We start from the raw sequence: 24,815 nt of genomic DNA, 5'->3' as shown, positions 1-24,815 counted from the left end.
GGGTTCACTTCTTTATTTCTTGATAAACCTCCTGCAATAATGTTCACAGAATTACCATACGCAACATCTTCAGGCAAGTCATATTGAAAGATATTTCTCTGAACCGAAAAGTTTCTGTGGATAAACCCAACAGACATGAGAAAACTGTTGTACGAACTAAAATATTTATACTGGTCTATTCCCGGACTGTCTTTATACTGATAATTCTGAAATCTTCCTATTATCGCAATATTGCTGGATACTTTTTCGTTAGGATCCAATGAAACGGGAATCTGATAACCACCCCATAAATCCTGGCTGTACACTTTGATCTGAACTTCCGGAAAAGCTGTATCGGTTTCTGTGGGAAGTAAAACCTTCCGCTTAAAATATTCAAATGTAAAACCACCTGCCCATCTCGTCAAAGGCGAGAAAAAGTCTCTTCTTAAACTGAAATTAATTCTTTCATTTTTTGAAAAATCTCTTTCCCCAAGAAGCTGGGCATTGATATAAGTCCCTAAAAGATTATACGTTGTATAGCTTCCCAAAAGATAATCCTGCTTTTCTTTGGAATCATTTCTGTAAAGGAAATCAAGAGTGTGGCCTAATCCCAATACATTTTCCTCAGTAGCTCCTAAACCGATTTTACTTCCGGAATAGCTGATTCTCGGCTTCAGGCTCCAGGAATCCAGAACTTTTACCACAACATCAATAGAATCTTTACTGGAAGTACTGTCGGAAACACTGATATTCACCCTGTTGACAAATGGCATTGCTCTAAGTAAACGCTCAGATTCATAAAGTTTCTGGGCGTTATACTCTTCACCTTCTTCAAAAAGCAAATAATTATTAACCGTAGAGTTTCTTGTATTGGCATGAAGATGATCTGCTACCCAATCATACCATCTGGCCTTTTCTTTAGTATCTTTAGAGCCGTATCCAAAAGGATCAATGGTTTCGATCCTGATTTTTCTGATGTACTTTTTATTATAAGCCTCCTGCGACAGTTTTTCTGTTCTGGACTTCACAGAAGTAGAATCCGGCTCTCTACGAAATATAAAGCGGTGAATGAATTTGGTAACCTTTCTCTTGTCCGAAAATTCTTCTATTTTGTAATACAGCGAGTCTTTCTTCTCCTGTGCATGTAGAAAGAAAAAACCAGTTAAAAAGAAAATCAGAGTTACAGCGAGTCTAGTCATTAGTCATCAAAATTCAGTTCAGTTTGTTGTATCAATTTATACGCCAATAAGCTTACAATATAAAGAAAAAACATTTTTAGATATAATAGTGAAAGATCTTTCCGAATACAAGGATCTAAACAGATTTTTTTTTAAATACACTACCGCTTTTTAATACCTCTGTAGTAAGTCTACATTTTCAACGGTCTTGTTTTTCTATTTTTTTGTCTGATTACGGAATCCCGTAATTATCTCATGGATAAATTGATTTTGTTTGCAGAAAATATATGATGAAAAAAATACTTTGCTTTTTAAATATCCACCAATGGAAATACACTAGCAATACTGAAAGAGAATGCAAGCATTGTAAAAGATCAGAGTATTTAGATGTCGATTCCGATGTTAATGCATTTGGCAATCCCTTATGGCTGAAGAAATCAAAAAAGAATTGATTTTATACTTGCCATTGAATCGTTCCTCATTCAAAAATTCACTTAACTCTTATTATTTTTGATGATTTTTTCCTACAAAACGTGATCTGAAAAAAGAAAATGAAAAAAAGAATCAATAGAGGTGCTGAAAATAATCTTACAGGACAGTTTTCAACACCTTTACAAAAGGTTCAATATGATCTCACATATAAGTATATGATTATATTTAATCCTATTCTTGAGTCTTGTTTATAATTGCATCTTACTTGAAATCGGATAAGCTTTTCTGTAATTGGAAGGCTTATTTTATGAGATAATTCTTAGAACACAACTCCCAAGCAGATACTATTGGTCACAATGAAAAGCTGACTGAAAAGCACATTCAGCCGTATGAAACTTAAAAGAGCTAACTTAAATCATGAAAACAAAAGTATTTCAATACGATTTTTTTGTTATTTTTACTAATTATAAATAAAAATAAGATATGAGAAAAGTTATATTCTCGGGAATAGCTGTTATTGGAGGATTTCTAATTGTAAGTGCACAGTGTAAACCGGTATCGACCCTTGCAGAAAATTTTGACACCTGGAAAGATATCAATAAATGTTGGACTGCTCAGCCAGGGAAAGCCATGCTGTATGCGAGTGATAAAAGAATTGTTTTTTATTCAATGAGCAACCCAAGAGAAAATATGTATCTGGTAACTCCGGAAATAAAAGCCGGAACCTATACCCTTTCTCTTGATCTTTCGGATAACGGAGGAGAAACAACATTAGAGCTTTTCTCCGTAAACAGCCCTTCTGATGCAAAATCTTATGTTTCAATCACTAAACCTTCAAAGATAACAGGAGAGAAAAAAACATATACCATTTCTTTGAAAAAAGACTCACATCTGGGACTGAAAGTTTTACTGAATGGAGTACATCAGGCTGTTTATATGGATAATCTATCTTTAACTCCAAAGAAATAAACCGGAATTATCACGAATTATTTAACTTTTGTTTCCGCTCTACAAAATCTTCAGATTTAAATTAGAATACAAAGGTTATATGAACAAAAAGAGGTTGTCCCCTATCAAATGTTGGAGACAACCTCTACTCTAAGAAAGATTACAGAAGTAAAGTTCAAACTGTGATTGAATACAGGTGAGCAGAATTGATGCTATCTGTGATTCCATTAAGGTTACTGCACAGTTATCCCGTATTCAGGCTTAGGAAATTCGCCGGGAATTTTGTATCTGGTGGAATTGCCTTTATGATACCATGCTCCCAATCCTGAGATCATGAGTGCCATATTATGTATAAACCGTACAACATTCTTTTGCTGAAGACCGAAATCAGGTAAATTATTCTGAAGTTCAACAAATTCCTGAACATATGAATCGTGGATATGCATTGCTTCAGCAATAGCTTCTTCCAATGAAACTTTATGCTGGTTCCTGATAACCAATATAATATTCAGAATTTCTGTATCAATCCCCATCTCCTTTTCTATGGAAGCAAAATCATTCTGAATGGCTATTATTCTGCACATTAACATTTTTAACCTTTTTATAATAGGATGTTCAGAAATATATCCCGGAACAATATAATTAATAGAAGGCTCTACCGGATCTCCATAGGGGTACATAGAAATCGAATACTCACGGATAAGCAGAAGGTTACTAAGACTTGGAAATTCTTTTTTTAACTTGTAGGGTGTTTCTTCCATAAGTCCATAAGTAGTATAATTATAAAAGTTTTTAGTCCAGCGTGCCAACCAATCATCATTTACGTAAGGAATAAATTCCTGCCTGCTTAAAGCCACCTGCTTTACCAGTCCGATGTCATCTGCTTTAGGTTGTTCTCCCATCATGATATCCATAATATGGTCTCTGATATCTGCAAATCGATCAACCGGGCACAATTCGTAATAATCATCCAATAGAGTCAGCCAAACCATAAATCTTGCTATAGGCCGGATCTGATCTTTGGTGCTAGCCGCCGGAAACATATATGACGCAGCCTCTACAAGACCATGCTTCTTGTATTTAGTTCTTGTAGCTTCAGACATAAATTGGTAATCCGTATCAATCCAATTATTCTGTTCTTCATAAAAAGATTGTGAAAACGGACCTATTTCATAGGGCCAGGGATATTGTAAAACCGGAACGTCTTGTTGTTTCATCTTTAAAATTTAAAAGTTATTTTAAACTAATCTTATTTACAGACTTTTATTTGCAGTATGATCTTCAGGCCATGCAAAACCAACTCCTCCATGCTTATATCTGTTTGTTTCGAGATAAAAAGTGTTAACTCCCTGAAGCCCGACACCGGCATAATAAACAAATTTGTCGACGTATTCCTGATATTCACCGAATTCCCGATATTCTTCATGTAAACCATTCAAACTGGCCAGCTCTTCATTATGAATACGTAAAGCCTCTGCACAAGCATCTTCCAAGGAAAGATGATACTCCTGCTGCAATACAAAAACCAGATTAAAAACCTCTGTCCCCTTCGCCATCTCTTTTGGCAGGGAGTGAAGGTCATTTTGCCACGCAACGACCAGGGTCATATGGGAAATTATCTTTTGCACTACGATATGCTCAAAGATATGCTCCGGCAGAACAAGACCTGATTCAATCTCACCAAAGATCAGATAAGGACGCATGAGAACAGAATATTCTCTAATGGTTTTGTAAAGATTGAGTGATGGTGGACGGTGGGCTATTTTATATGGATACTCTAATTCGATTCCGTATCTGAAAGATTGATAAAAATAGTACACGAACCGATCAAACCACAGATCTGGCATGAAAGCACGAAATTCATCCCGGATCATGGCCATATGATGATAGAGAGCATTTTCCTCCGGCATAGCCTGAGCGCCTCTGAGAATATCTGTACAACGGATCCTTAACTCCTGAATCTCTTCAAGAGACGAATGCTCCACCTGGTCATCGAGAGCAACATATTGAAGCATGAATCTATTGCATGGAATGGCCTGCTCATAGGTCAAATGCGGCCACATGCGTGCTGTACACATATGAAGTTCCATTTTTTTATAAATTTTCCGTTGTTTTTCTGTTAGAAAAGTATAATCATTATCAATCCAGCCATCCATATCTTTCCCCATTTGTTCAGCATGTGGATTTATAAGATCGGGCCATGGGTAGCATCCCCGTGGTAAGTAATCTGCGCTATTAAATTGTTCTGGTGTCATTTTATCTGTATTTTAAAATTATTGTACTTAAATAAACATCATCTGTTTAATGAAATGCCATAGTACTTGTTCAATTTTATTAAAACTGGTTGTGTCCCAATGTTTCTTTTAATTCGGAAACACTTGGAAATTCTGTTTTGTTATAGCGGTCAAGCTTAGTGGATATATTTTTCCAGCCGCTCAATACCATACTCATATAGTGTACCCAATTGACCACATCCTCGTGCCATATACCAAAATCAGGAAGTGAGGTCTGCAGAGCTACAAATTCCTTAAGATCTTCATTATGGAGGCGCAGATCTTCCAGACAGGCTTCCTCTAACGAAACCCTGCGTTCATTCTGAATTACCTTTACAATATTATAATAGATACTTCCCGTAGCTTCATCTTTTACGACAGATTGAACTTCATTGAAAAAAGTTACCAAATGACAGGCAAGTGCCTGGAGACGGCGGATCACCGGATGATCATGAATTTCCGGCGGCAGGGTAATACCGGTCTCAACCTCAGTGAGCTGCAGGAAAGGATACAGACAGATTGAATCTTCCCTTAAGACAATGCATTCTGCCGTTGTAGGAAAGATCTTATTCTCTTTGTATTCCTGTTCTTTTTTAAGCCCGCTAAAATACCTGCTGATCATCTGTGTGAAACGATGCATCGATTCTTTCGGAATAAACTGAAGCAATTCCTGTCTTAATGAGAAAAGCATAGAGGCCAAAGGTATTGTAGACTGAGAAACAGAAATTTCACCATTCAATATAGCAATGGATTGAACATGTACCTCATCAATATCATCAGGTTTACTTTCTTCATACAGATCATCATTGTAAAGAGTCCAGAGCATCAGCCTGCAGATAGGCCGGAAACGTTCGGCAGAAGCAGTAGGAAACCATTGGGCAGCAATGTGGGCCGTTTTGGTTTTCTTGTACTTTTTACGCAGATCAGGATTATTCTGATACAGCCACATATATTCACCATCAATCCATTGATTTTCGGTGATGTCCTGCAATTGATCTGCATGGGGATTTTTTAAGGTTGGGAACGGATACCTGAACTTTGTACGAAGCAGTTCAAGAGGGTTAAAATTTTCATTACTCATGATTATATGTTTTAATGGTTTTACCTTTTACAGCACAATAGTTTATTTAAATAATGGTACTTTATAAAGAAAGTAGTCATATTTTAAAAACATATCACACTAAATACCAATAAGATACATTCATGAACAATGAAATAAATGTACAAATTAATTTTATTAAATCATATGGAATTTTGCCATATGATTTAATAAAATTTAATTATTTGAAAATCAACAACATACAGCTAATCTTCAACAATAATTCAAATTTACACCACAGATTATCAGCAACTTAACATAAAAAAAACAAAAGTTATTTAGTTATTTTACCTACATTATTAAAATTACTGATTAACTTTTACAGTGAAAACTATTATATAGCAGCTATCAATCAAATTGTATTATATTTCTTAATCTTTCAGCATTTTAACTTTTTACAGAATTCTATCACTAAAAATGGGCCTAAGAAAATTATCGTAAAATAACTTTTCTTCATATATTATAAACAATATAGTTCTCTGAAAAGAGACTATATTGTTTTGATGATTATACAATTTCTGATAATTTTCCAAGCTGCCCTTCCCATTTGGAAACTGCAGAAGTTGCCAGAGCATTTCCTAACACGTTGGTCATACTTCTTCCCATATCACAGAAATGGTCAATTGGTAAAATCAAAGCAATTCCTTCCGGCGGAATACCAAACATGGAACACGTTGCTACAATAATTACCAAAGAAGCTCTCGGAACACCGGCAATTCCTTTTGAGGTAAGCATTAATACCAATAGCATGGTGATCTGCTGTCCAAGGCTCATTTCGATACCATAAATCTGTGCAATAAAGATGGATGCAAAGGTCATGTACATCATACTTCCATCAAGGTTGAATGAATATCCTAAAGGTAAAATAAAGGATACTACCCTGCTGTTGCACCCGAATTTCTCCAATTCTTCAACCAGTTTCGGGAATACAGCTTCTGAACTCGTGGTAGAGAAAGCAATCAGTAAAGGTTCTTTTATTCTTTTTAAAAGGTCAAAAAGACGGCTTCCTAAGATAAAATAACCTACCAGTAAAAGTACCAGCCAAAGAACTCCTATAGCAAAGAAGAAGTCTCTTAAATAAATAGCATATACTTTAAAGATTTCAAAACCATTGGTCGCTACTACTGCTGCAATAGCTCCCAATACTCCCAGCGGAGCAAACCACATAATATACCCTACCATTTTAAGGATTGCGTGAGCGATGATATCAAAAAGCTTCACCACAGGCTTAGAATATTCTTCTCCTAAATTCGCAAGGGCAACTCCAAACATCACTGCAAATATCACGATCTGCAATACTTCATTGGTTGCAAAAGCTTCAAATAAACTTTTAGGAATCATATGCTTTACAAAGTCTTCCATGGAGAAACTTTTACTGCTTTTAAGAAGCTCATCAGCAGAAGATACGTCCTGAATCGGTAGTTTTGTGACATGTCCCGGCTCCAGCCAGTTAACGAGGATCAACCCGATAAAAAGGGAAATCAGAGATGCGGAAATAAACCAAAGCATCGCTTTTGTCCCTACCCTTCCGATCATTTTAATATCACTCATTTTGGCAATACCCACCACCAAAGTCGTAAACACCAAAGGAGCAATAATCATTTGTACCAATCTGATGAAAACCGTTCCCAGCAGTTTTATGTTTTTAGCAAAAGGTTCTGCATTCTCAGGATATTTCACGTGTACAATACCTCCAATTCCTACTCCAACAAGAAGGGCAATGATAATTGCTATAAAAAGTTTATTCTGTCTTTTCATATATATAGTTTAATTCTAACACTCGGTTGACAATCTTATTTTCCAATAATTTTTTTTAAATATATGAATGCTATTCTATCTTATTCATACCAAACCTCCAATTGACAGTTATTGACAAGTATTGACATTTGCAATCAATCATAATGTGCAACTTCTGACACATTTCAACATTCCCACTATGCTATTAAAAAAAACACAATGCAATACATTTGCAGAAGCTTTTTTAAAGATGACTTTCATTAAAGTTTCCTAACCTGTCAATATTTATATAGGGAGTTCCCAAAACGCTAAAAACAGATACCTGAAAACTTTATATAAATAAAAAACACAATCAAAATATTGATCAGATATGGTTGACTTTAAATTTTAACAACACATTACATGATGAAAAAAACTTCTGTAGAGATTATAAAAATTATAATCTTTACCATAATATTTTGTGGTAAAATTCCGGCACAGATTACCCTTGCTACCATTAAATCTGATGATCAGAATGACCGGGAACTTTATATAAAAGGATTTGTTCAGGCTGATTATATGGTAAGCTTCCAGAATATGAAATCGAAAGATGGTTTTTCTTCTTATTCGATAGAAATACCACAAAAGAATGCTATAAATAGTAATTTCAGTGTAAAACAAACCACACTTGGAATAGGTTTCAAACAAAAAAACACAAATGATAACAAGACTTTATCTGTTTACGCAGAAATTGATTTTTCCGGACCAAACGGTACGACAGCTCCAAGATTCAGACATGGATATTTACAATGGAACAAATGGCTTGCAGGGCAAACATGGAGCAATTTTTCTGACATAGAAATTCTTCCCATGATTTTTGACTTTGTACCTCCTGATGGATTATTTCTGACAAGAAGAATACAATTACGTTATACTACCCCAATTTCCACAAAAGGCAGCCTTTCCTTCTCTCTGGAAGATCCTAATACTCCAAGCATAAGACTACCGACCGACTCATTAAACTGGCAAAAAAGGGCTATAATCCCAGCATTTTCAACGTTATATCGCTATGGAAATGAAAAGAACTATATCAAGGCTGGGATTGTTTTATCTCCTATAAGTTATGATATGAAATATACCTCTAAAGAGGATTATAAAACCAATACTATTATAGGCTGGGGTGGAATGATTTCTGGCAAAATACGATTAGACACAAAAAATACATTTAGCCTTCAAAGCTCATTCGGGAAAGGATTTTCAACTTACAATACGAATCTGAGAGAAGAGAGCTATGATGCAGTTCCTAATCTTTATAACAAAAATTTATTAGAAACCTTACAACTGTTTAACATCATTGGTGCTTATGAACATTGGTGGGCATCTAAATGGAGTTCCGTATTTTTTTTCAGCTACTCTAATATTGGTTTTTATGATTTTATCCCAAAAGATATGACCAGAAGATTCCAAAATATTTCATGCAATATTATTTATCATCCCTACAAAAAGGTCAGATTTGGAATAGAGGGTAATTATGGAAAAAAGCAAAATTTCAGAAATGAAAGTGCCGACGGGTGGAGAATTCAAGCATCTACAAAGATGTATTTTTAGTAATACCATTGGGAAAAGCAAAACTTCAATGGGTATACTCCATAAAAAGAACTCCTGTTGAAAAATCTACAGGAGCCTTTTACTATTCTCATTGGATATTCATCGTAAATTTTAATCAATAACCGGAAGAGATCCCAATGTAAATTGCACGGTTTTTTCCTGATAGATATTGGAATTCATTGCATTAGGTACGACTAAAGTTAAATCAGTTCTTTCCCCAGGCTCATAGTTTTTTAAAGCATCTGTAAAAGTCTGAGCATCATATACGGAATAAGCACCTACTTTTTTAACCAGAGTACCAGCCAGGATATTATTGAGATGTAAAGCTCCGCCTACAGTCGTCGGGCCTATTAATACTCCTTTTACATTCTGAAGAACAGTATTATATCCATTAAAAACATAGAGCTGCACATCCCATGGAATAACATCTATCACTCCTACAGAAGCTCTAAACTTCACATCTTCCTTGGCAATGACAGGTTGAGTAACCGCATGCTGCACTGATATTGTTTTCGTATGGCTGTAATCTTCCACCATCTTCGTCATTTCAGTACTGTTCAGCACCTTTTTAAAGGAAGTGTTACCTTTCGCTCCATTATTCCCCCATCTTACTCCATTGGCTATAAATCCGATATAATCTTTTCTACCAAGAGCCGCTACAGCAGCCTCAATATTAGGAGTTAGATTAGGATCATTTTTTTGTAATGATTCTGCAAACTGTAAATGTAAATTCTGCAATTTATCATTTCCTTCTGCTTTTGCTTTTTCGGCTGCCTGCAGGTGATTTTTAAGGGCTTCCTCCTGAGAGATATCAGGAAAGAATTTTTCTTCAAACTGATAAATCATATCGTCATCTGCATCATACATTTCGATTCTTGTATTATTAATTTTTTCAGCAGTATACTGATTCTCAATCTGCTGATTGAATGAGGACTTCATTGATTTCCGGCTGCTTCCCAACCCAAGAAATGCCCACCCGCTTGATTTCTGACTGACACTGCTCTTTTGAGCATCACTCAAAAATTGATTAACAATAGTACTGCCGTCTATATGTGCATTAATATAACTGTTTTTAGAATTTTTAAATTTATAGCTGACCGATATCTCACCATTTCCGTTGGCCAGCAGATTTTTAACATATTCCGTAGGATTTTCAATACTTATATTTTTAAAGCTTTTATTTCCAACCAGTGTTCCTGGAATGCGTTTGCTGTAAACTGTCTCCCCTCCTGCTTCTACAATGAATTCTACCTCGGTAGGTGAAATGATCTGACTTTGGAACTCTGTATTATAATTTTTAATAAACTGCTCCTGAGGAGCCAGCATCGTAATTTCATACTGTTGGGCAAGGGAAAAGAAATGGTTGGTTAATGCAGCATTGGTAACCAGGTAAGGCGTTAAAACGGGCTGACCATTTGTATTTTTTAGAATCGGAGGATAAAATGCTGCTATTGTCGTGCTTTTTATTGCAGCACAAATTGATGCTTTCTGGCTTTCATTGGGTAATGCCAGCTCCTGTGTTACCGGAATAATCAATGTCCGGATTTGATCTGAGCTCTTATAGGTTTCATTTCCTTTACTATCTATATATTTAATATTATTGATGTCAAACTTAAGAATAGGCAATATAAACACCCTGGCAACAGTACCCTTAGCAACATTTTCATAAAAGCCGTGGGTATTGTAAAGTGCATATTTCCCTTTACTATCTATGGCTACATAATTCTCGACTGAAAATTTGTTAGAATTTGGCGTCACTTGCGACCAGATAACTCCGGTATTGGCAAGCAGCAATACAATGGTTACATAAAAGTTTTTCATGATTAGTTTATTTAAAGGTTACTATAATGTTTTTATCAGGAGTACTGTTAGGATTTGAAGTCCCGTAAAATGCGTCTTTCAATTTACTGTACGCCAGTTTACTGTTCCTTACATTACAATTTTCAATATCTGTTTCCATCCCCACCAAAACACATCCTTTGATCTGCTTTGTATAGTTTCCCATATGAATTTGTACTCCATCTCTGTCCGGTACGTTTTCAAGCTGTATTCTCCATCCGTCATTTTTATCATATCTCAAAATACCGTTATAAGATCCGGGAGGAATACAACTGATGTTTTTTGTATTATTTTCCCATGGCAGCTCCAACGTATGGCAGATGACTTTTTTATCTGCAATGAGATACCCTAAGGTACAGGCCGCTGATGATAGCTTTCTTTCAATAACTATTTCAAAATTTCTTTGCCCAAAAAGACTGCCTGAAAAAACAGCGGTCAATACAATTACGAGTAAAGTTTTTTTCATGATTTTATATTTTAAGATTGAAGGTAAACCTGAAGTTCCAGAGATATTGATTGATTTTATGGTAAAATTACATGTAAATCAGATCCTTGCCTATGGCACTTTTGTGTAATATTTCAGCTGCCGGAGTATCAGATTTTCTATGCCATCCTATACAGTAAGCCTTTAAACTGTTTCACTTATATAGAAAGTACCACCACTTATTAAATCATGCTTTGTTTTAAATGTCTGATACCTCATTTTTGAATGGTAAATAAGCGGTATCCGAAAAGCTTTCCCTAAAAGAGTAGGAAAATAAAAACATTTTGTATTATGAAAAATCTTAAAAAACTTTCAAGAAACGAATTGAAAACCGTAACAGGGGCAGGACCAATTGGCGGCCCATTTCCGTCAGTTTGCATATACACTCATCAATGGTGTGAAAAAGCAAAAAGATGCATCCCAAAAGCAATCAACTGCGACGATCTTGAGATTCCCCAGCCTATTTAGAAATAAAGGGAAAAACAATTTGCCACAACCTTTTGGCTTATTTTTATAAATCCTAATCCTGCAAATCAATGATTTTGCAGGATTTACTCATTGGCAGAAAAGATAAAAAATCATAATCAATAGAATTACGCATTCAGCGCTGTTACGATTAGATAGTAATAAATGTAATGAAAATTATAAGATAACTTTCATATAAGGATTATGAAAGAAAATAAAACAGTATAATAACGTAAAATTAATGACAAAAACATAGTTATTTTTATATACATTTATATTAGTCAAATCAGGCTTCAAAATAAGTACCTAAATATCCTAATTATATCATATAGTTTGATCTTTAGGCTCATTTTAGCTGTATAATCCGCCACTATAGGACAACTTTATCATTTTATTGAAGCTTATTAATATGTACGTTATCACAGACCAATTGAAGAATTTAGGATTCAGCATCAACACATTAAATAATATCATACAGAGAAATAATAATAAAAGAAGTTTTAATACCCTTGAGTATTTCTGTATCTACATCATTATAGAAGATATAACCCTGGAAGTCGAAAATATTCCACATCCCATAAAAGGCGGTCATATCGCATTTGTAGGCCCGCAAAAACAAATTGTATTTGGGGAAACCAAACGGGGAGAGGTTTATATCATTGCATTTTCATCAAGTTTTTATGAAAGATCCGGAAAAGACAGCATGTTCATCAATTCAAGGCTTTTTTTTAATTATGATTCTGATGTTTTTATAGCACCTTTTGAAAATATTAAGGAAATGAACATTGTTTTTATGGGAAGAATGCACAACTTTCAGCATAAGGATGAAAGCCTGTACGTTTCTGCTGCCCATAACGCTATTGAGAGATTGATTCTGGATGCATTTTTACACATCCCGGCCGAAACACTGAAAAAAGACATCAAATTTGATTACCTCCACTACGTCAATCGATTTAAAGTTCTTTTGCAGAGAGACTATAAAAAGGCTAAAAAGGTTTCCCACTATGCCAATGAGCTGAATATCACACCCAGAAAATTAACTGAGATGACCGAGTATGTTTTGGGAAAAACCGCCAAGCATATTATCATTGAAAAACTGATTAATGAATGCAAAAAATCCCTTAGTTTCTCAGGCAACAATATTTCTGAAATTGCTTATGATCTGGGATTCAGTAATGAAGGAAATTTTAGTAATTTTATTAAAAAACATACAGGAAAAAATCCCTCAGAAATGAAATAATGTAAAAATAATATTGTATTTTTGGATAAATAACAGATCAGTGAAAAATTAATATATGTTAAAAAGATATATTTTTTCAGTAATTTTTCTTTTCGTTTCCATGAGTATCTATGCGCAGACAGATGATGTTCAGGTGAATGTAAGACTTTATCCTACCCAAATGCTGGCGGTTGGAGGTGACAGCGAAATGGCTGATGATACAGATGAAAGTATCCAGCCGGAAATAAACTCTGTTATCATTTCAAGTCCATCAGGCTTTCAGTTAGGAATTCAACAGGATGATAAGGACGAGTATAATCTTATTAAAAGTCATGATGGAGTTATCGAAAAAAAATTCATGATAAATCAAAAAATAGATAAAATTATAAAACAGTTTAAAGATAAGTCTACTTTTATGATGTTAACTTTAATCTCTCAATAAGCTGGTCTGAAGCTTATTTACTATGCATTTTATATTATTTTTTTAAATTTTCAGCCTTTTGTTTTTGGTAAATTGATAATAATATAACATTGATTTAACAATATTAACAATATTTCTAATTTTTAATTAACTTAAAAGTTTATTTTCCTTCATAAAATACTATTTTTCAGCAAGATTATTTCCAAAACCAAATTTACAAATCTTTAGTACTTTTTCACAAAATAAGTACCTGTCCCTCTTTCTAAATTTGCACCTGAAAAAAACAAGAAGTAATATACTATTAAAACTCCCGTTATTTTATGAAGAAATATATTGTAGCCTCAATGTCGCTATTTGGTTTTGTTGCTCTACAGGCTCAGCAAAATGTAACTCTAAATGTTAGATTAAAACCTATCCAAACTCTTATCGTTAATCCTGCTCAAAAGGTTGTCAACTTAGACTATAAAACTAAAGATGACTATGCCAACGGAGTATCCTCTGTGAATGCTGACCATTTAAGCATCTATAGCACAGGAGGTTTCCAGGTGAAAGTAAAAGGTGCCAATGGAGCATTGCAAAGTGGGGCAAAAAATATCCAGGCTAATACCATTCAAATTAAAGCCAGTGCAGGAACTGAAGTTCTTAACGGAGCTCAGTATGCACAGAATGTACAACTTTCTGCTAACGATGCAATATTAGTAACCTCTGCAAACGGTGGTGTAGACAAAAAAATTAATATTGAATATAAAGGAGCAGGAGCTAATGCTTATCTTGACAATTATATTGCAGGTCAGGATCCTACCGTTTATACAACAGAGTTAACGTATACTATTATTTCTCAATAGGTATTTAAATATTATATAAACTACTGCAGATAAAGTGTTACAAATTGTAGCACTTTATCTGTAATTTAACAGCAAAGTATAATAATGAACCGATCTTATATCTTCATTTTATTCTCTTTACTCCTTTTCTGTTCTCAAATCAATGCTCAGACAGGTGTATCTGTATCTCCTCCCAGACTTTATTTTGAATCCGATGCAGGAAAAAGCACTACCCAAAAGGTAACTGTAACCAATGTAAGTGCAAAAAACTCTCTGGACATGGCTGTCAGTTTAGGCGACTGGGAATATAACGAAACAGGAGAAAACAAAATGTCTCCTGCCAATACGCTGCCGACATCCTGCGCCAGCTGGATATCAATAAAAAATGAAGATACCTATTTTACATTAGCTCCGGGGGAACGAAAAGATATTGATGTCACTATCACTCCTCCCGCTAAATTATCAGATCAGATGTTAGCTCATACCGGTGTATTGTATGTGAGTCAGATGAACCCTGTGAATGATGTAGACAACAAAGGAGCCAGTATAAAAGTAAGTATCCGTTCAGGAATTAAACTCTTTCATAAGTTAACTGCCAAAGCCAGTAAAAAAATTGAGATTCATAATCTTACTCTGGCTCCATCCAAAAAAGATCTTACCATCTTATTTGAAAATCAAGGGAATATATGGACTGATGGAAAAATACAAACGGAACTTGTGAATACAGAAAACGGCAATAAAGTATCGCTTGATCAGATTATTTTCTATACCATGCCTGGAAACAAGAGAGAATTGAACATCCCTCTTCCTGCAACACTGTTAAAAGGAAAATATACTGCATCAGTAATGATTGATTATGGGGACAACAATAATCTGGAGTTAGCAGAACTGAATTTTACACATGAATAAAAAACTGTGTCTTATCCTGCTATTGATCTCCGTAAGCTGCTTTTCACAAATTTCATACAGCTCATGGGTAAACAGTTATTTGCAGATTAATTCTTATAACGGCAATACAAATCCGGATGCATACACGCTTACTTTAGCGGGTAACGGGAATATCAATATGCCTTATTGGAGAGTTTCGGTAAGATTGAAGCAGCCTATTGTGTCCAATCAGGGAAATTATATTTTACCTGCGAATAAAATTTCTTTTCAGCCGGTTTCATCATCAGGAAAGGCCTATCCTAACCCGGTTCCGTCTATCCCGCAAATTGGGATGCCGCTTAATGTGATTTTAAAAGAAAGTCAGGAGGTTTTCTTAATTCCTCAGTCAAATGCTGCATTATATAATCAGCCAGCACAACCGAATGGTTATTATAGCCTTCAGATTAAATACAGCATGAATCTGGCTGGAGGAACCTATCTTGGAGCCTATCCAGCCTGGATTACTTTTACAGCTCCATTACAGTTTACAGCCTATGATCAGTACAACAATATTATCGGTACTGTAGATCATAATTTCCAGTTTCAGATCGGTACGCTTTCGGGAACTCCTACGGATATTACGGAGATGTCCATGAAGTTTGGAGCAGCAGCAATGAACGGTAACCTGGAATTTAAAAACATGCAGGATTACGCAAATGGAGCCAGTGTAACTTATTCTAATGCACTTATTGTAAAAAGCAATACGAAGTATCAAATCAAATTAAAATCCCTTCAGACTCAGTTCAGTTCATCTTCCGGTAATTTTCTACCCCTTGATGCGGTACAACTTAATCTGATTCCTATTTCAGGCAATATGGGAACGGCGTATACTGTTTTACTAAGTACGGTGCCACAGCTTGTCGCTGCCGGTAATTCTACACAGAATACTGATGTTTATTATGACATGAAGTATTCTACCAAACCTAATGATGAAAGATTTATCAATGCCAAAGCAGAGGATTATACAACAACGCTTCAATTCGAGATTACGCCTCAATAATTTATAATGCTTCATAACAGGCTGTTCAGGAAAATAATGTTTTTTATTCTGATCCCGTTTTCCGTTTGGATTTCGGCTCAAACTGGTGCAGCTATAAGCATGGAGATCCGTAATGAGCCCAATCGGGCTAATCCTAATATTGTAGAAATTCTGCTTGTTCTGAAAAACAATGAAAACAGACATTTTAAAGGCAAAGTTGAAGTTAAGACTCCCAAAGGTTTCAGAACAATTTCTGACAATAATGCTGAGATCGAACTGAATCCCGGCCAGAATCTGTTTATTCCCATCAAAATACTGACCAGCAACACTATCGTTTCCGGTAAAGCAGATCTCATATTTACCATTACTGATGAAAAAAATCAACAGGTTGTAAAAAAGAGTCTCTCCTATGTGGTAACGGAAAATAACAATATGAAGATAACAGCTGAAAATCCTGTTGTCTACATGGGAACCTCTAAAGATTCCCTGGAAGTCCGGGCAAGGGTTTCTAATTTAGGAAACAAAAGGCAGCATGTTACCATTGTATTTAAAATTCCGGAAGCTACTCAAAAGAACCTGTTTATCGAAAAAAAGGGAACTATCGATGTGCAGAAAGATTCTGTATTTGTTTTTCGCTTCCTGCCTTCCGGAAATCTGCTTAAGAGCTCTCAGTTTACGGTTAATATTGCAGGTTTCAGAGAACCGGACAAGGAAATTTTCGGTAATACCTCTATATCAGTACAAAATGTATCTTCTACCCAGCGTTATCAGGATATGGAGTTCGATCTGTTTTCAAATTACAGTAAAAATACCATTACTGCCAGTTACAGGCGGGTCGGCAACAACACAGATATGTATCAGCTGATAGGATCAGGCGGCTTTAATCTTCCTTCAGGTTACATGTTTATCCGTGGTAATATTTATACGCTGAACAATCAAAGTGATCCTGTTGTGAGCAATACCTATGTGTCTTATCATAGGGAACAAAATGAGTTCACCTTAGGGAATATCAGTAAAATTATGGAAGTTTCATTATTTGGAAGAGGTGCAGAATATGCATACACTTCTCCGGATAAAGACAAGAAAATAGAAGTAGGTTTTGTAGATCAGAGTTTCAGCCTTATTGAAAGGAATTCTTTTTTGAAATACGGATACGGGTTTTATGCAAGGGGTATAATGGGCGCTCAAAATGCCTCAAAAAATTTCTCAGCAACCTATATTTTTAAAAATGATCCTTATGAAAAAGCGAATCATCATGTATTCGGTACGGATATTCAGTATTCTTTCAATAAGGATTGGAAAGTGAATTCCAAAGTATACAGCGGTCTGAGTTATTATGAAAATACACACCTTACCAAACCTTCCCTGTCTTTGGAAACACAGTATTCAGGAACAATCAAAAAAGTCAATCTGAATGGAAACTACTTCTACAGCAGTGACTATTATCCCGGGAACAGAAGAGGAATGCTGCAAATACAACAGAATTTTTCAACCCCCATTTTTGAAAACCATTACTTATATGCGAATGTGATGGTCTCTAACTTTTCACCAAAATTTTACTCTTATATCAATGATTTCAAATCCAATACGATAAGAGGAGATATTGGAATCAACTTCGCGAAAAGGAAAAATTTCGGATTTGCTGTGGGTACACAATATCAGGAAGAAAGTTCTAACAGTTACAACAACTTTTTTGATACTTCGGGAAACCAGGAATTACAAACACTGAAAGCCTTTAGGATCAGCCAGAATACAACATGGATCAGTAATAACAGAAAACACTCTACATTACTTGCAGTGGAAGCAGGAGCAGTTAATTATCCGGATGGCCACAATGCAGAATACCAGATGAAGATCATCGGAAATTATGGTTATAAATGGTTCAACATCAACGGAATATATCAGCATGGAAGCTATTATCTCTCTGAATTTGCTTCATCAAGAAATTTCAATGGAAATGTCCTGTATAAGAAATTTTCAGTATCCGCCTTTGTTAACAAAAACCTGTTAAGCGAAAAGCTCAATATTACTTCGGGATTATCGTATACGGATGATGTTTTATATGGGAAGTCTCCTTCAGGATTTGTCAACCTGAAATATACAAAAGAAAGGTATGGAGTGTTCCTGAATTCTTCCTGGTTCAATTATTCTTCCAACAATTTCAGCAATAATTTTTTCACTATTGAAGCAGGCGTCACACTGAACCTGCAGCCTAACAGACTTATTGCCAGTAAAAAAGGAGAAATAACGGCATTTGTATTTTATGATAACAACAACAATAATGTATATGATGATGGCGACCAAAGCGCTGAAAATTATATCATTATGATCAATAATGTCTCTTTCAAAACCAATCAGAGTGGTAAAATTGTGTACAAAGCAATTCCGTATGGCAACTATATGCTCAAGCAGGTGATCCAGCAGGGATGGTATTATAATGAACTGGAGTTTGAAGTGAAAAAAAGCAGTTATTCTCTTCAGGTCCCACTCCATCAAAACGGAACCATGCTGGGAAAAATCACGTATGAATTTGATCCTAAAAAAGCATTGGAATTTGATCCTAAAACAGCAGGAATTATTTTCAATATCTATGATAAGGATAAGTTTTTACAGCATGTAGTTACCGATGATAATGGCGAAATCGGCACTTTCCTTGGATCTGGAAATTACAGAATTGAGCTTGTAGAAAGTTCATTACCTGCCAACACCTATTCTGAGAAAACAAACCAGGAATTTACAGTTCAGGCGGGGAAAATAATACATCTTGAACCGTTTGTCATCAAGGTTTCAGAGAAGAGGGTGCATGTTAAGAAGTTTGGGAACTAGATGAAGAAAGTTCTGGAGTTCCTCTGAAATTTTTTTTCATATGTATTAGTTGTGTTACTGTTTTTGTTACTGATTAACAAATAAAAAAGGCTTAAACCCTCTATAAGATTGGTTTAAGCCTTGTGACTTCGGAGGGGTTCGAACCCCCAACCCTCGGAGCCGAAATCCGATATTCTATCCAGTTGAACTACGAAGCCATTTTGATGAGTAATTAATAATAAGTATACAAATATAGTTTATTATTAATTACTCATTATTTATACTAGAAAGTAATTTTCACTCCTCCCAGAATCTGTGCACCCAGGACTTTATATCCTTTGTACGTCTGGTATTTTGAGCTCAGAAGATTATTTCCGAGTGCGAAAATACTGAAATTTTTGTGAATTTTATACTCTGCAGAAAGATTTAAATCAGCGTAACCACCAACTTTGTCGTTTGTATTCTCCGTAGACTGGAAGATGACATTCGGAGCTCCTACTCCTTCGATGGCATAAGAGTTTGTTGTTCTGTCACTTGCGAAGATTCCTTTAAATCCTAACAATAGCTTTTTGTCAAGCATTGTATATTTTGCTCCGATGCTCGCATTGAACAATGGAACGTTATAAATATTGTCATAATTCTTAAGATCATACTTCATGAACCTTAATTCTGCATCTAAAATCAGGTTTGCTAACGGGAAATACTGTACGCTACCTTTGATATCGCTTACATTTCCATCGTCATATACTGCAGAGAATGTATTGGCAAAATTGTAGGCAGAGCGATTAACAGAGGTATTATCAAAAAGACCGTTAGCCTTAAAGAACATAATATCTCTCATCTTTCCGTAACCTGCAGAGAAGTCGTATTTCAGCGTTTCGTCAATGTCTCCTCTCAATCCTACATAAAAATGATATTTCGTCTCTGTAGGCTTTAAAAACTGGTCAGAAAGGATGAATGGATTCGTCTGCAGCATATCTCCGTACGTATTCAGTTTCAGACCGCCGTCTACCCCACCATAGAATTTGAATTCTTTGGCTGCAGCAAACTGAAATTCTGCCTGCGGGAACCAGTAGGTTTTGTTATTTTTTTGCTGTTCTAATTGATCATTGGAGTTTTTAGCATTCAGGAAAGAGAATGAAGAACCTAATGTTAAATAAGAATCTCCTTTTCTGAACGTCACTTTCGGAGTCAGGCTGGTATTGAAGAAATTGGAAGAGTTTTTATCTCTGATGGCAAAATCTGTCTTCACAGCATCCAATCCTACACCCAGATCAGCATTCAGATTGATTCCTGATTTCCCTAATTCAACCGCATGTTTAGAGAAGTTTGCAAGGATTGAAACCTGGTTTTCCGAAGCATCAAAATGATCTTTCAGGAATGATGATTTCACCCTTACATCATTTAAGATTTCATTGGAATAAAAATCATAGTATCCGTTTACTTTAAACTGATTAACCTTTTGTTTCAGATCAAGTTCACCAGTCGGCTGCATCGCATAGATCCCATAATAATTATAGTTATCCAAGCCATATTCAGCGTTGATATTGAATTTTCCCTTTTCTCCGTAAGAGTTCAGGAAAGCACCAATATTAGCCGAAGTCTGCCCGGATTTCCAGTCGTACTCTTTTTTAAGACCATTGGTAGAAAGCACATGAACATCCGCTCCTACTTCAAACTTATTTTCAAGGGTCTTGGATATGTTTCCATCTACTAAGACTTTACCATAATTACCCATTCCGATCTGGAAGTAATTATTCTGAGCCGTTCCGTCAAATTTCGGAGCAACATCTTCCCCCTGAATCGTTGAAGTTTTGAAATCAGAAACTGCCGGAACATCCGTGATGGTATATTTCACAGGCGTCTGCGATTTCTCTTCCGGCGGATAGTTTTTAATGGTTTCCACAGAAGTCTTCTTCTTCTCGATCTTCTTCACCTCCGGCTCTCTCTTTTTGTTAAGAACCAGTTTTTCCTCCTTGATCTGGGAAAACGCCACTGACGAAATTCCTAAAAATAATATGGATAATATTTGAATTTTCTTGTTCATATTTTCTTTATTTGAAAAAAATATATACCGGGTTTTATTTATTGGAAGCAATATAATTGCCTAATAAAGCTTTCCCTGACTGTTTTGAAAAAGTTCTTCCTAGTCTGAATATATTAAACAGCCAAAGGCTTTGATAAACTTGTAATTTGTATTGATAATTTTTCGTTGTACTGTTCTCCGCTACATCATAACTGTAAGAAATATCATACGGAAATCCTGAAGGCAATAACCCCACTGTAAGCATACTTCCTATCATAGGGTTACCACAAGGAGGTGTACGGGTCAGCATCGGATGCAGTGTTATTTTAGCTGCATGGGTACTGTCTTCCACGATTTCATAAATATCAGAATGTTTTAAAATCTCAAATTCCTTCTTAAGGTCTTTATTCACTACAAAAGCCTTTTGCTTAGGAAAATCAGCTTTTGCGCGGTTATACTCTTTAGGATATGCAGTGTACGATGGAATGCAGCTCCAGAGTGAAGCCGAAATTAAGAAAGAATAGATAGCAATTTTAAAACCCTTCATGTACTATTTCTTAATCTGTTTTTTAACTTCTTTTGCTTCTGCAACAATTTCAGGGAAATCCTTATAGTTTGCAATGATCTGATCACAGGTATAACTTGCCTGGTAATTATCCTTCAGGCCGATATAGTTTTTCGCCATCAGCACCAACGCTTTTGCACCCCAGAATTCTTCCGATGCATAGTTATTGGCAAGCTTAAAGATCGTCTCATTAGAAGACTTGAATGCTTTCCCTTTGTTCTGATAGTATGCTTTTGCATATAAAGCTTCCGCAGCTACAGAAGTGTTGGATGATTTTTCAAGAGAAACATAGGCAGACTGTGCCTCTTTATCTTTTCCCGAGTTCATCAGACTTCTTGCTTTGATCACTTTCGCGGTTTCAATAACAGCTGCTGAGTTTTTAGAATTGGCGATTACTGCATTTGCTAATTTTTCAGCTTCGGAGAAGTTATTTTCTTCTGCATACAGCTTCATCAATTCAACATTTGCATAATTTTTAATGCTGATATTGGAAGAGTTTTTAATGCCTTCAAGATACTTTTTAGCTTCTGCTGTATTCCCTTGTGCAATAAAGATTTGAGCTAAACGAGTTTGTGCATCATCCTGGTAATCGTTCTGAATTCCAGCAACTTCCTGAAGAACAAGTAAAGCTTTAGTTGAATTATTGGTTTGATAATAACTTTCTCCCAATTCATACTTCGCCTGGTACAATCCTTCCCCTGTTGGGTTCTGTGTCAGATACTTTTCGTAGTAAGAAATTGCGTTTTTATAATCCTTCTTTGCAAACAATTGTTTACCTGTTGACAGATTGATCTCATCAATTTCTGCAGCATCCACATTCACCCCAATATTTCTTGCGAAAGTTTCATATCCTGAAACATCTCCGTTTTTCGTGAAGATAGGTTTTGCAGCCTGAACAACTTTCTGAGCATAGGCTGTATTTTTATACTGCTCACCCAGAGCTTTAAGTTCAGAAAGCGCTTTGTCATTCTGGTTCTGGTCGATGTAGTTCTGTGCTCTGTAAATTGATGCATTAGCAATTAAATCTTTATCAGCAGATCCTTTAATCACTTTTCCGAAATAATCATTGGAGTTCGTAAAATCATCCTGAGCTGCATAGGCTGTTCCTATTTCGTATTGAGCATCATCGTAATATTCAGAATCCGGATATTTTGATAAAAGGTTTTTAAGGTTGGTAATCTTCGCCTGAGTATCTCCTTTGAATCCTAAAGCCATTGCTTTCTGGTACAAAGTATAATCCGTTGCATCTTCGTTTTTATCATAGATGGCAATCGCTTCGTTCAGGTCATTATTGGCATAATGAATATCTGCAAGACGAAGTTCTGCATCATTTTTAAACTCCGGTTTCGGATTGGTAAGATATTGTTTGAAATAAGTAGCAGCCTGATCAAATTTCTTGGATTTAAAATAAGCATATCCTAAATCATATGGCAGCTGCTGCTTTTCAGGGAAGTTTTCAGTAAGAAGCTTTTCATAACGGGCGATGGCAGACGGGTAATTTCCTTTCTGGTAATATACCTGTGCAAGCCAATATAAAGCTCTGCTGTTAAATTCTTTATTGATATTGAAACCAAGACTTCTTAAGAAATATTTCTCAGCTTCATCATAATTTCCTTTGTTGAACTCTTCAGTTCCCAATAAATAAGAAACCTCCTGGTCTACTTTGTTGATCTCAGGAGTGGAACTCTGCAATCTGTCAATAGCGTTCAGAGTTTCTTTATAGTTTCCGGAATACAGATATGATTTTACCAATAGTGACCTCATTTCTGTGGCATTGGCACCATTCTGATTTTCGTTAATATAACTTTGAATAACCGCTGAAGGGCTTTCAAACGGGTTTCCGATATCGTAACTTAGTTTAGCATACTGTTCGTGTGCCAGTTTTTTCACTTTCGCATCATAGTCCATCTGATAAGAAGAACGGAATGCAGAAAGAGCTTCCTGTTTTTTGTCTACCGCCAGGTAAGCATTTCCTAACTGGTAGTAAGCATTTTGTGCTAAAGCAGAATTGCTGTTCAGAAGCTGGTTGTAATAAGAAACCGCTTCATCATATTTTTTCAGCTGTGCCGCCACAAATCCCATCTCATACAAATCGTTTTCAGAAGGATTCTGCTGAACGCTCAGATAGTCTTTCAAATGCGGATAGGCCGAGGTATAATCATTCTTCATGAAGTAACTCTCCCCGATGATCTTATGAACTTCCGCCTTATAAGAATCTGAAATATTTTCGCTCAATAGAGCAGTTCCTTCTGTAATTGCCTGATCGTAGTTCTTATCATTGTAATACATCTGTACATAATAAGGACGTACCAGCTTTGAGAACTTATCCTGATCTTTTATAGAATCAAAATACTGGAAAGCTTTATCATTTTGTCTGTTACTGTAATATAAATGCCCCAACATGTAAGCGATATCTCCTTTTTGGGACTGATCCGCTGTTTTGTAGGCTTCTTCCAGAGCATCGGTAGCTCCTTTAGAATCACCCATCATGAATTTTGCATATCCAAGCTTCAGAATATACTGTGTATTCTCTTCTTTTGAAAGCTGATACTGGTTTACTTTTTTCAATGTCTCCAAAGCTTTATCAAAATCTTTTTTGGCTAAGTAATAATCTGCCAATGGAAGATTAGCCTGCGCAAAATAAGCAGAATTCGGATATTCTTTCATGAAAGCTGTTAACCCTTCTTCAGCATGATTTTTCTGAAGAATCACGCCAATCACATTATCAAAAAACTGCGCAGCTTCCTTTTTTGAACGGGACAAATTCTGATTGTAGAAATATTGTCTTGCATATTCATATTGAGAAGCGTTGTATATTTTGGTCTGATAAAGATTTTCGGCTAGATTAAACCTGTAATTTTCTTTCTGGGTAAAATATTGGGACTGTTGAGCATCGGAGATTCCGAAATAAATGACCGCAGCCGCTAAAAGTATTTTTTTTGATTTCATTCTTCTTGGTATAAGAAAATTAGTCTAAATAAGTTAACGAAAATATTAAAAACTTATTGTTTAAGCAAGTTTTAACAGA

Annotated in this window: 19 protein-coding genes and 1 tRNA gene; 9 read left to right on the top strand and 11 right to left on the bottom strand. The window is 35.6% G+C overall.

The window, feature by feature from the left end; translation table 11 throughout:
* Positions 1-1,178 (bottom strand): hypothetical protein (locus ACLMCG_RS12040; RefSeq protein ID WP_413959724.1); only part of this gene is annotated, 1,178 nt, incomplete at its 3' end.
* 894 nt (positions 1,179-2,072) lie between these two features.
* Here ACLMCG_RS12040 and ACLMCG_RS12035 point away from each other — a divergent pair.
* On the top strand, positions 2,073-2,558 hold the full coding sequence (locus ACLMCG_RS12035) for a hypothetical protein (RefSeq protein ID WP_413959723.1): 486 nt from the start codon (positions 2,073-2,075) through the stop codon (positions 2,556-2,558).
* 212 nt (positions 2,559-2,770) lie between these two features.
* On the opposite strand, the gene ACLMCG_RS12030 is transcribed toward ACLMCG_RS12035, so the two are convergent.
* The 4 genes from ACLMCG_RS12030 to ACLMCG_RS12015 form a co-directional block, all read right to left on the bottom strand.
* The gene (locus tag ACLMCG_RS12030; RefSeq protein ID WP_413959722.1) at positions 2,771-3,754 is read right to left on the bottom strand and encodes a terpene synthase family protein; all 984 of its coding nucleotides are present in this window, start codon (positions 3,752-3,754) and stop codon (positions 2,771-2,773) included.
* 36 nt (positions 3,755-3,790) lie between these two features.
* Positions 3,791-4,792, bottom strand: a complete 1,002-nt coding sequence (locus tag ACLMCG_RS12025; RefSeq protein WP_413959721.1) for a terpene synthase family protein — start codon at positions 4,790-4,792, stop codon at positions 3,791-3,793.
* A gap of 79 nt (positions 4,793-4,871) precedes the next feature.
* Positions 4,872-5,891: a terpene synthase family protein gene (locus ACLMCG_RS12020; RefSeq protein ID WP_413959720.1), complete on the bottom strand. Its 1,020-nt coding sequence runs from the start codon at positions 5,889-5,891 to the stop codon at positions 4,872-4,874.
* A 525-nt stretch (positions 5,892-6,416) separates the two neighbouring features.
* On the bottom strand, positions 6,417-7,667 hold the full coding sequence (locus ACLMCG_RS12015; protein ID WP_413959719.1) for a dicarboxylate/amino acid:cation symporter: 1,251 nt from the start codon (positions 7,665-7,667) through the stop codon (positions 6,417-6,419).
* Between the two features lie 381 nt (positions 7,668-8,048).
* Between ACLMCG_RS12015 and ACLMCG_RS12010 the strand changes: the two genes are divergently transcribed.
* Entirely contained in the window at positions 8,049-9,233 is a 1,185-nt protein-coding gene (locus ACLMCG_RS12010; RefSeq protein WP_413959718.1) for a DcaP family trimeric outer membrane transporter, read from the top strand.
* 111 nt (positions 9,234-9,344) lie between these two features.
* On the opposite strand, the gene ACLMCG_RS12005 is transcribed toward ACLMCG_RS12010, so the two are convergent.
* Both ACLMCG_RS12005 and ACLMCG_RS12000 read right to left on the bottom strand, forming a co-directional pair.
* Complete coding sequence (locus ACLMCG_RS12005; RefSeq protein ID WP_413959717.1) at positions 9,345-11,054, bottom strand: hypothetical protein; 1,710 nt, start codon at positions 11,052-11,054, stop codon at positions 9,345-9,347.
* A gap of 7 nt (positions 11,055-11,061) precedes the next feature.
* Positions 11,062-11,538 (bottom strand): DUF5675 family protein, encoded by a 477-nt coding sequence (locus ACLMCG_RS12000; protein ID WP_413959716.1) that lies wholly within the window; start codon positions 11,536-11,538, stop codon positions 11,062-11,064.
* A 309-nt stretch (positions 11,539-11,847) separates the two neighbouring features.
* Here ACLMCG_RS12000 and ACLMCG_RS11995 point away from each other — a divergent pair, with 309 nt between their 5' ends.
* The 7 genes from ACLMCG_RS11995 to ACLMCG_RS11965 all read left to right on the top strand — a co-directional run bounded on the left by ACLMCG_RS11995 (position 11,848) and on the right by ACLMCG_RS11965 (position 19,217).
* On the top strand, positions 11,848-12,024 hold the full coding sequence (locus ACLMCG_RS11995; protein WP_413959715.1) for a bacteriocin-like protein: 177 nt from the start codon (positions 11,848-11,850) through the stop codon (positions 12,022-12,024).
* Between the two features lie 406 nt (positions 12,025-12,430).
* A complete protein-coding gene (locus ACLMCG_RS11990) occupies positions 12,431-13,261 on the top strand; it encodes a helix-turn-helix domain-containing protein (protein WP_413959714.1) in 831 nt (276 codons plus the stop codon).
* Between the two features lie 55 nt (positions 13,262-13,316).
* Positions 13,317-13,682: a hypothetical protein gene (locus ACLMCG_RS11985; protein WP_223601590.1), complete on the top strand. Its 366-nt coding sequence runs from the start codon at positions 13,317-13,319 to the stop codon at positions 13,680-13,682.
* Between the two features lie 299 nt (positions 13,683-13,981).
* Positions 13,982-14,506, top strand: a complete 525-nt coding sequence (locus tag ACLMCG_RS11980; protein ID WP_223601591.1) for a hypothetical protein — start codon at positions 13,982-13,984, stop codon at positions 14,504-14,506.
* Between the two features lie 84 nt (positions 14,507-14,590).
* Positions 14,591-15,394, top strand: a complete 804-nt coding sequence (locus ACLMCG_RS11975) for a molecular chaperone (protein WP_413959713.1) — start codon at positions 14,591-14,593, stop codon at positions 15,392-15,394.
* Positions 15,387-16,412 carry a hypothetical protein gene (locus ACLMCG_RS11970; protein WP_413959712.1) on the top strand — a complete coding sequence of 342 codons (1,026 nt, stop codon included), beginning with the start codon at positions 15,387-15,389 and terminating at the stop codon, positions 16,410-16,412. The genes ACLMCG_RS11975 and ACLMCG_RS11970 overlap by 8 nt, the downstream gene beginning before the upstream one ends.
* A 6-nt stretch (positions 16,413-16,418) precedes the next feature.
* Positions 16,419-19,217, top strand: a complete 2,799-nt coding sequence (locus ACLMCG_RS11965; RefSeq protein WP_414136882.1) for a hypothetical protein — start codon at positions 16,419-16,421, stop codon at positions 19,215-19,217.
* Between the two features lie 123 nt (positions 19,218-19,340).
* Here ACLMCG_RS11965 and ACLMCG_RS11960 read toward each other — a convergent pair.
* The 4 genes from ACLMCG_RS11960 to ACLMCG_RS11945 all read right to left on the bottom strand — a co-directional run bounded on the left by ACLMCG_RS11960 (position 19,341) and on the right by ACLMCG_RS11945 (position 24,736).
* Positions 19,341-19,414: transfer RNA gene (locus tag ACLMCG_RS11960), tRNA-Arg, on the bottom strand.
* Positions 19,415-19,479: 65 nt separating this feature from the next.
* Complete coding sequence (locus ACLMCG_RS11955) at positions 19,480-21,243, bottom strand: TonB-dependent receptor (RefSeq protein WP_413959710.1); 1,764 nt, start codon at positions 21,241-21,243, stop codon at positions 19,480-19,482.
* A gap of 34 nt (positions 21,244-21,277) precedes the next feature.
* Entirely contained in the window at positions 21,278-21,769 is a 492-nt protein-coding gene (locus ACLMCG_RS11950) for a hypothetical protein (protein ID WP_413959709.1), read from the bottom strand.
* A gap of 3 nt (positions 21,770-21,772) precedes the next feature.
* Positions 21,773-24,736: a tetratricopeptide repeat protein gene (locus tag ACLMCG_RS11945; protein ID WP_413959708.1), complete on the bottom strand. Its 2,964-nt coding sequence runs from the start codon at positions 24,734-24,736 to the stop codon at positions 21,773-21,775.
* Positions 24,737-24,815 lie beyond the last annotated feature (79 nt).

It is taken from the genome of Chryseobacterium sp. S90, from assembly GCF_047444895.1.
GTDB lineage: Bacteria > Bacteroidota > Bacteroidia > Flavobacteriales > Weeksellaceae > Chryseobacterium.
The sequence above is the reverse complement of the archived record's forward strand: the minus strand, read 5'-3'. Positions and strand labels throughout refer to the sequence as shown.

Coding starts and splice junctions, on each gene's coding strand:
- ACLMCG_RS12035 (WP_413959723.1), top strand. CDS start 2,073: ATGAGAAAAGTTATATTCTCGGGAATAGCTGTTATTGGAGGATTTCTA.
- ACLMCG_RS12030 (WP_413959722.1), bottom strand. CDS start 3,754: ATGAAACAACAAGACGTTCCGGTTTTACAATATCCCTGGCCCTATGAA.
- ACLMCG_RS12025 (WP_413959721.1), bottom strand. CDS start 4,792: ATGACACCAGAACAATTTAATAGCGCAGATTACTTACCACGGGGATGC.
- ACLMCG_RS12020 (WP_413959720.1), bottom strand. CDS start 5,891: ATGAGTAATGAAAATTTTAACCCTCTTGAACTGCTTCGTACAAAGTTC.
- ACLMCG_RS12015 (WP_413959719.1), bottom strand. CDS start 7,667: ATGAAAAGACAGAATAAACTTTTTATAGCAATTATCATTGCCCTTCTT.
- ACLMCG_RS12010 (WP_413959718.1), top strand. CDS start 8,049: ATGATGAAAAAAACTTCTGTAGAGATTATAAAAATTATAATCTTTACC.
- ACLMCG_RS12005 (WP_413959717.1), bottom strand. CDS start 11,054: ATGAAAAACTTTTATGTAACCATTGTATTGCTGCTTGCCAATACCGGA.
- ACLMCG_RS12000 (WP_413959716.1), bottom strand. CDS start 11,538: ATGAAAAAAACTTTACTCGTAATTGTATTGACCGCTGTTTTTTCAGGC.
- ACLMCG_RS11995 (WP_413959715.1), top strand. CDS start 11,848: ATGAAAAATCTTAAAAAACTTTCAAGAAACGAATTGAAAACCGTAACA.
- ACLMCG_RS11990 (WP_413959714.1), top strand. CDS start 12,431: ATGTACGTTATCACAGACCAATTGAAGAATTTAGGATTCAGCATCAAC.
- ACLMCG_RS11985 (WP_223601590.1), top strand. CDS start 13,317: ATGTTAAAAAGATATATTTTTTCAGTAATTTTTCTTTTCGTTTCCATG.
- ACLMCG_RS11980 (WP_223601591.1), top strand. CDS start 13,982: ATGAAGAAATATATTGTAGCCTCAATGTCGCTATTTGGTTTTGTTGCT.
- ACLMCG_RS11975 (WP_413959713.1), top strand. CDS start 14,591: ATGAACCGATCTTATATCTTCATTTTATTCTCTTTACTCCTTTTCTGT.
- ACLMCG_RS11970 (WP_413959712.1), top strand. CDS start 15,387: ATGAATAAAAAACTGTGTCTTATCCTGCTATTGATCTCCGTAAGCTGC.
- ACLMCG_RS11965 (WP_414136882.1), top strand. CDS start 16,419: ATGCTTCATAACAGGCTGTTCAGGAAAATAATGTTTTTTATTCTGATC.
- ACLMCG_RS11955 (WP_413959710.1), bottom strand. CDS start 21,243: ATGAACAAGAAAATTCAAATATTATCCATATTATTTTTAGGAATTTCG.
- ACLMCG_RS11950 (WP_413959709.1), bottom strand. CDS start 21,769: ATGAAGGGTTTTAAAATTGCTATCTATTCTTTCTTAATTTCGGCTTCA.
- ACLMCG_RS11945 (WP_413959708.1), bottom strand. CDS start 24,736: ATGAAATCAAAAAAAATACTTTTAGCGGCTGCGGTCATTTATTTCGGA.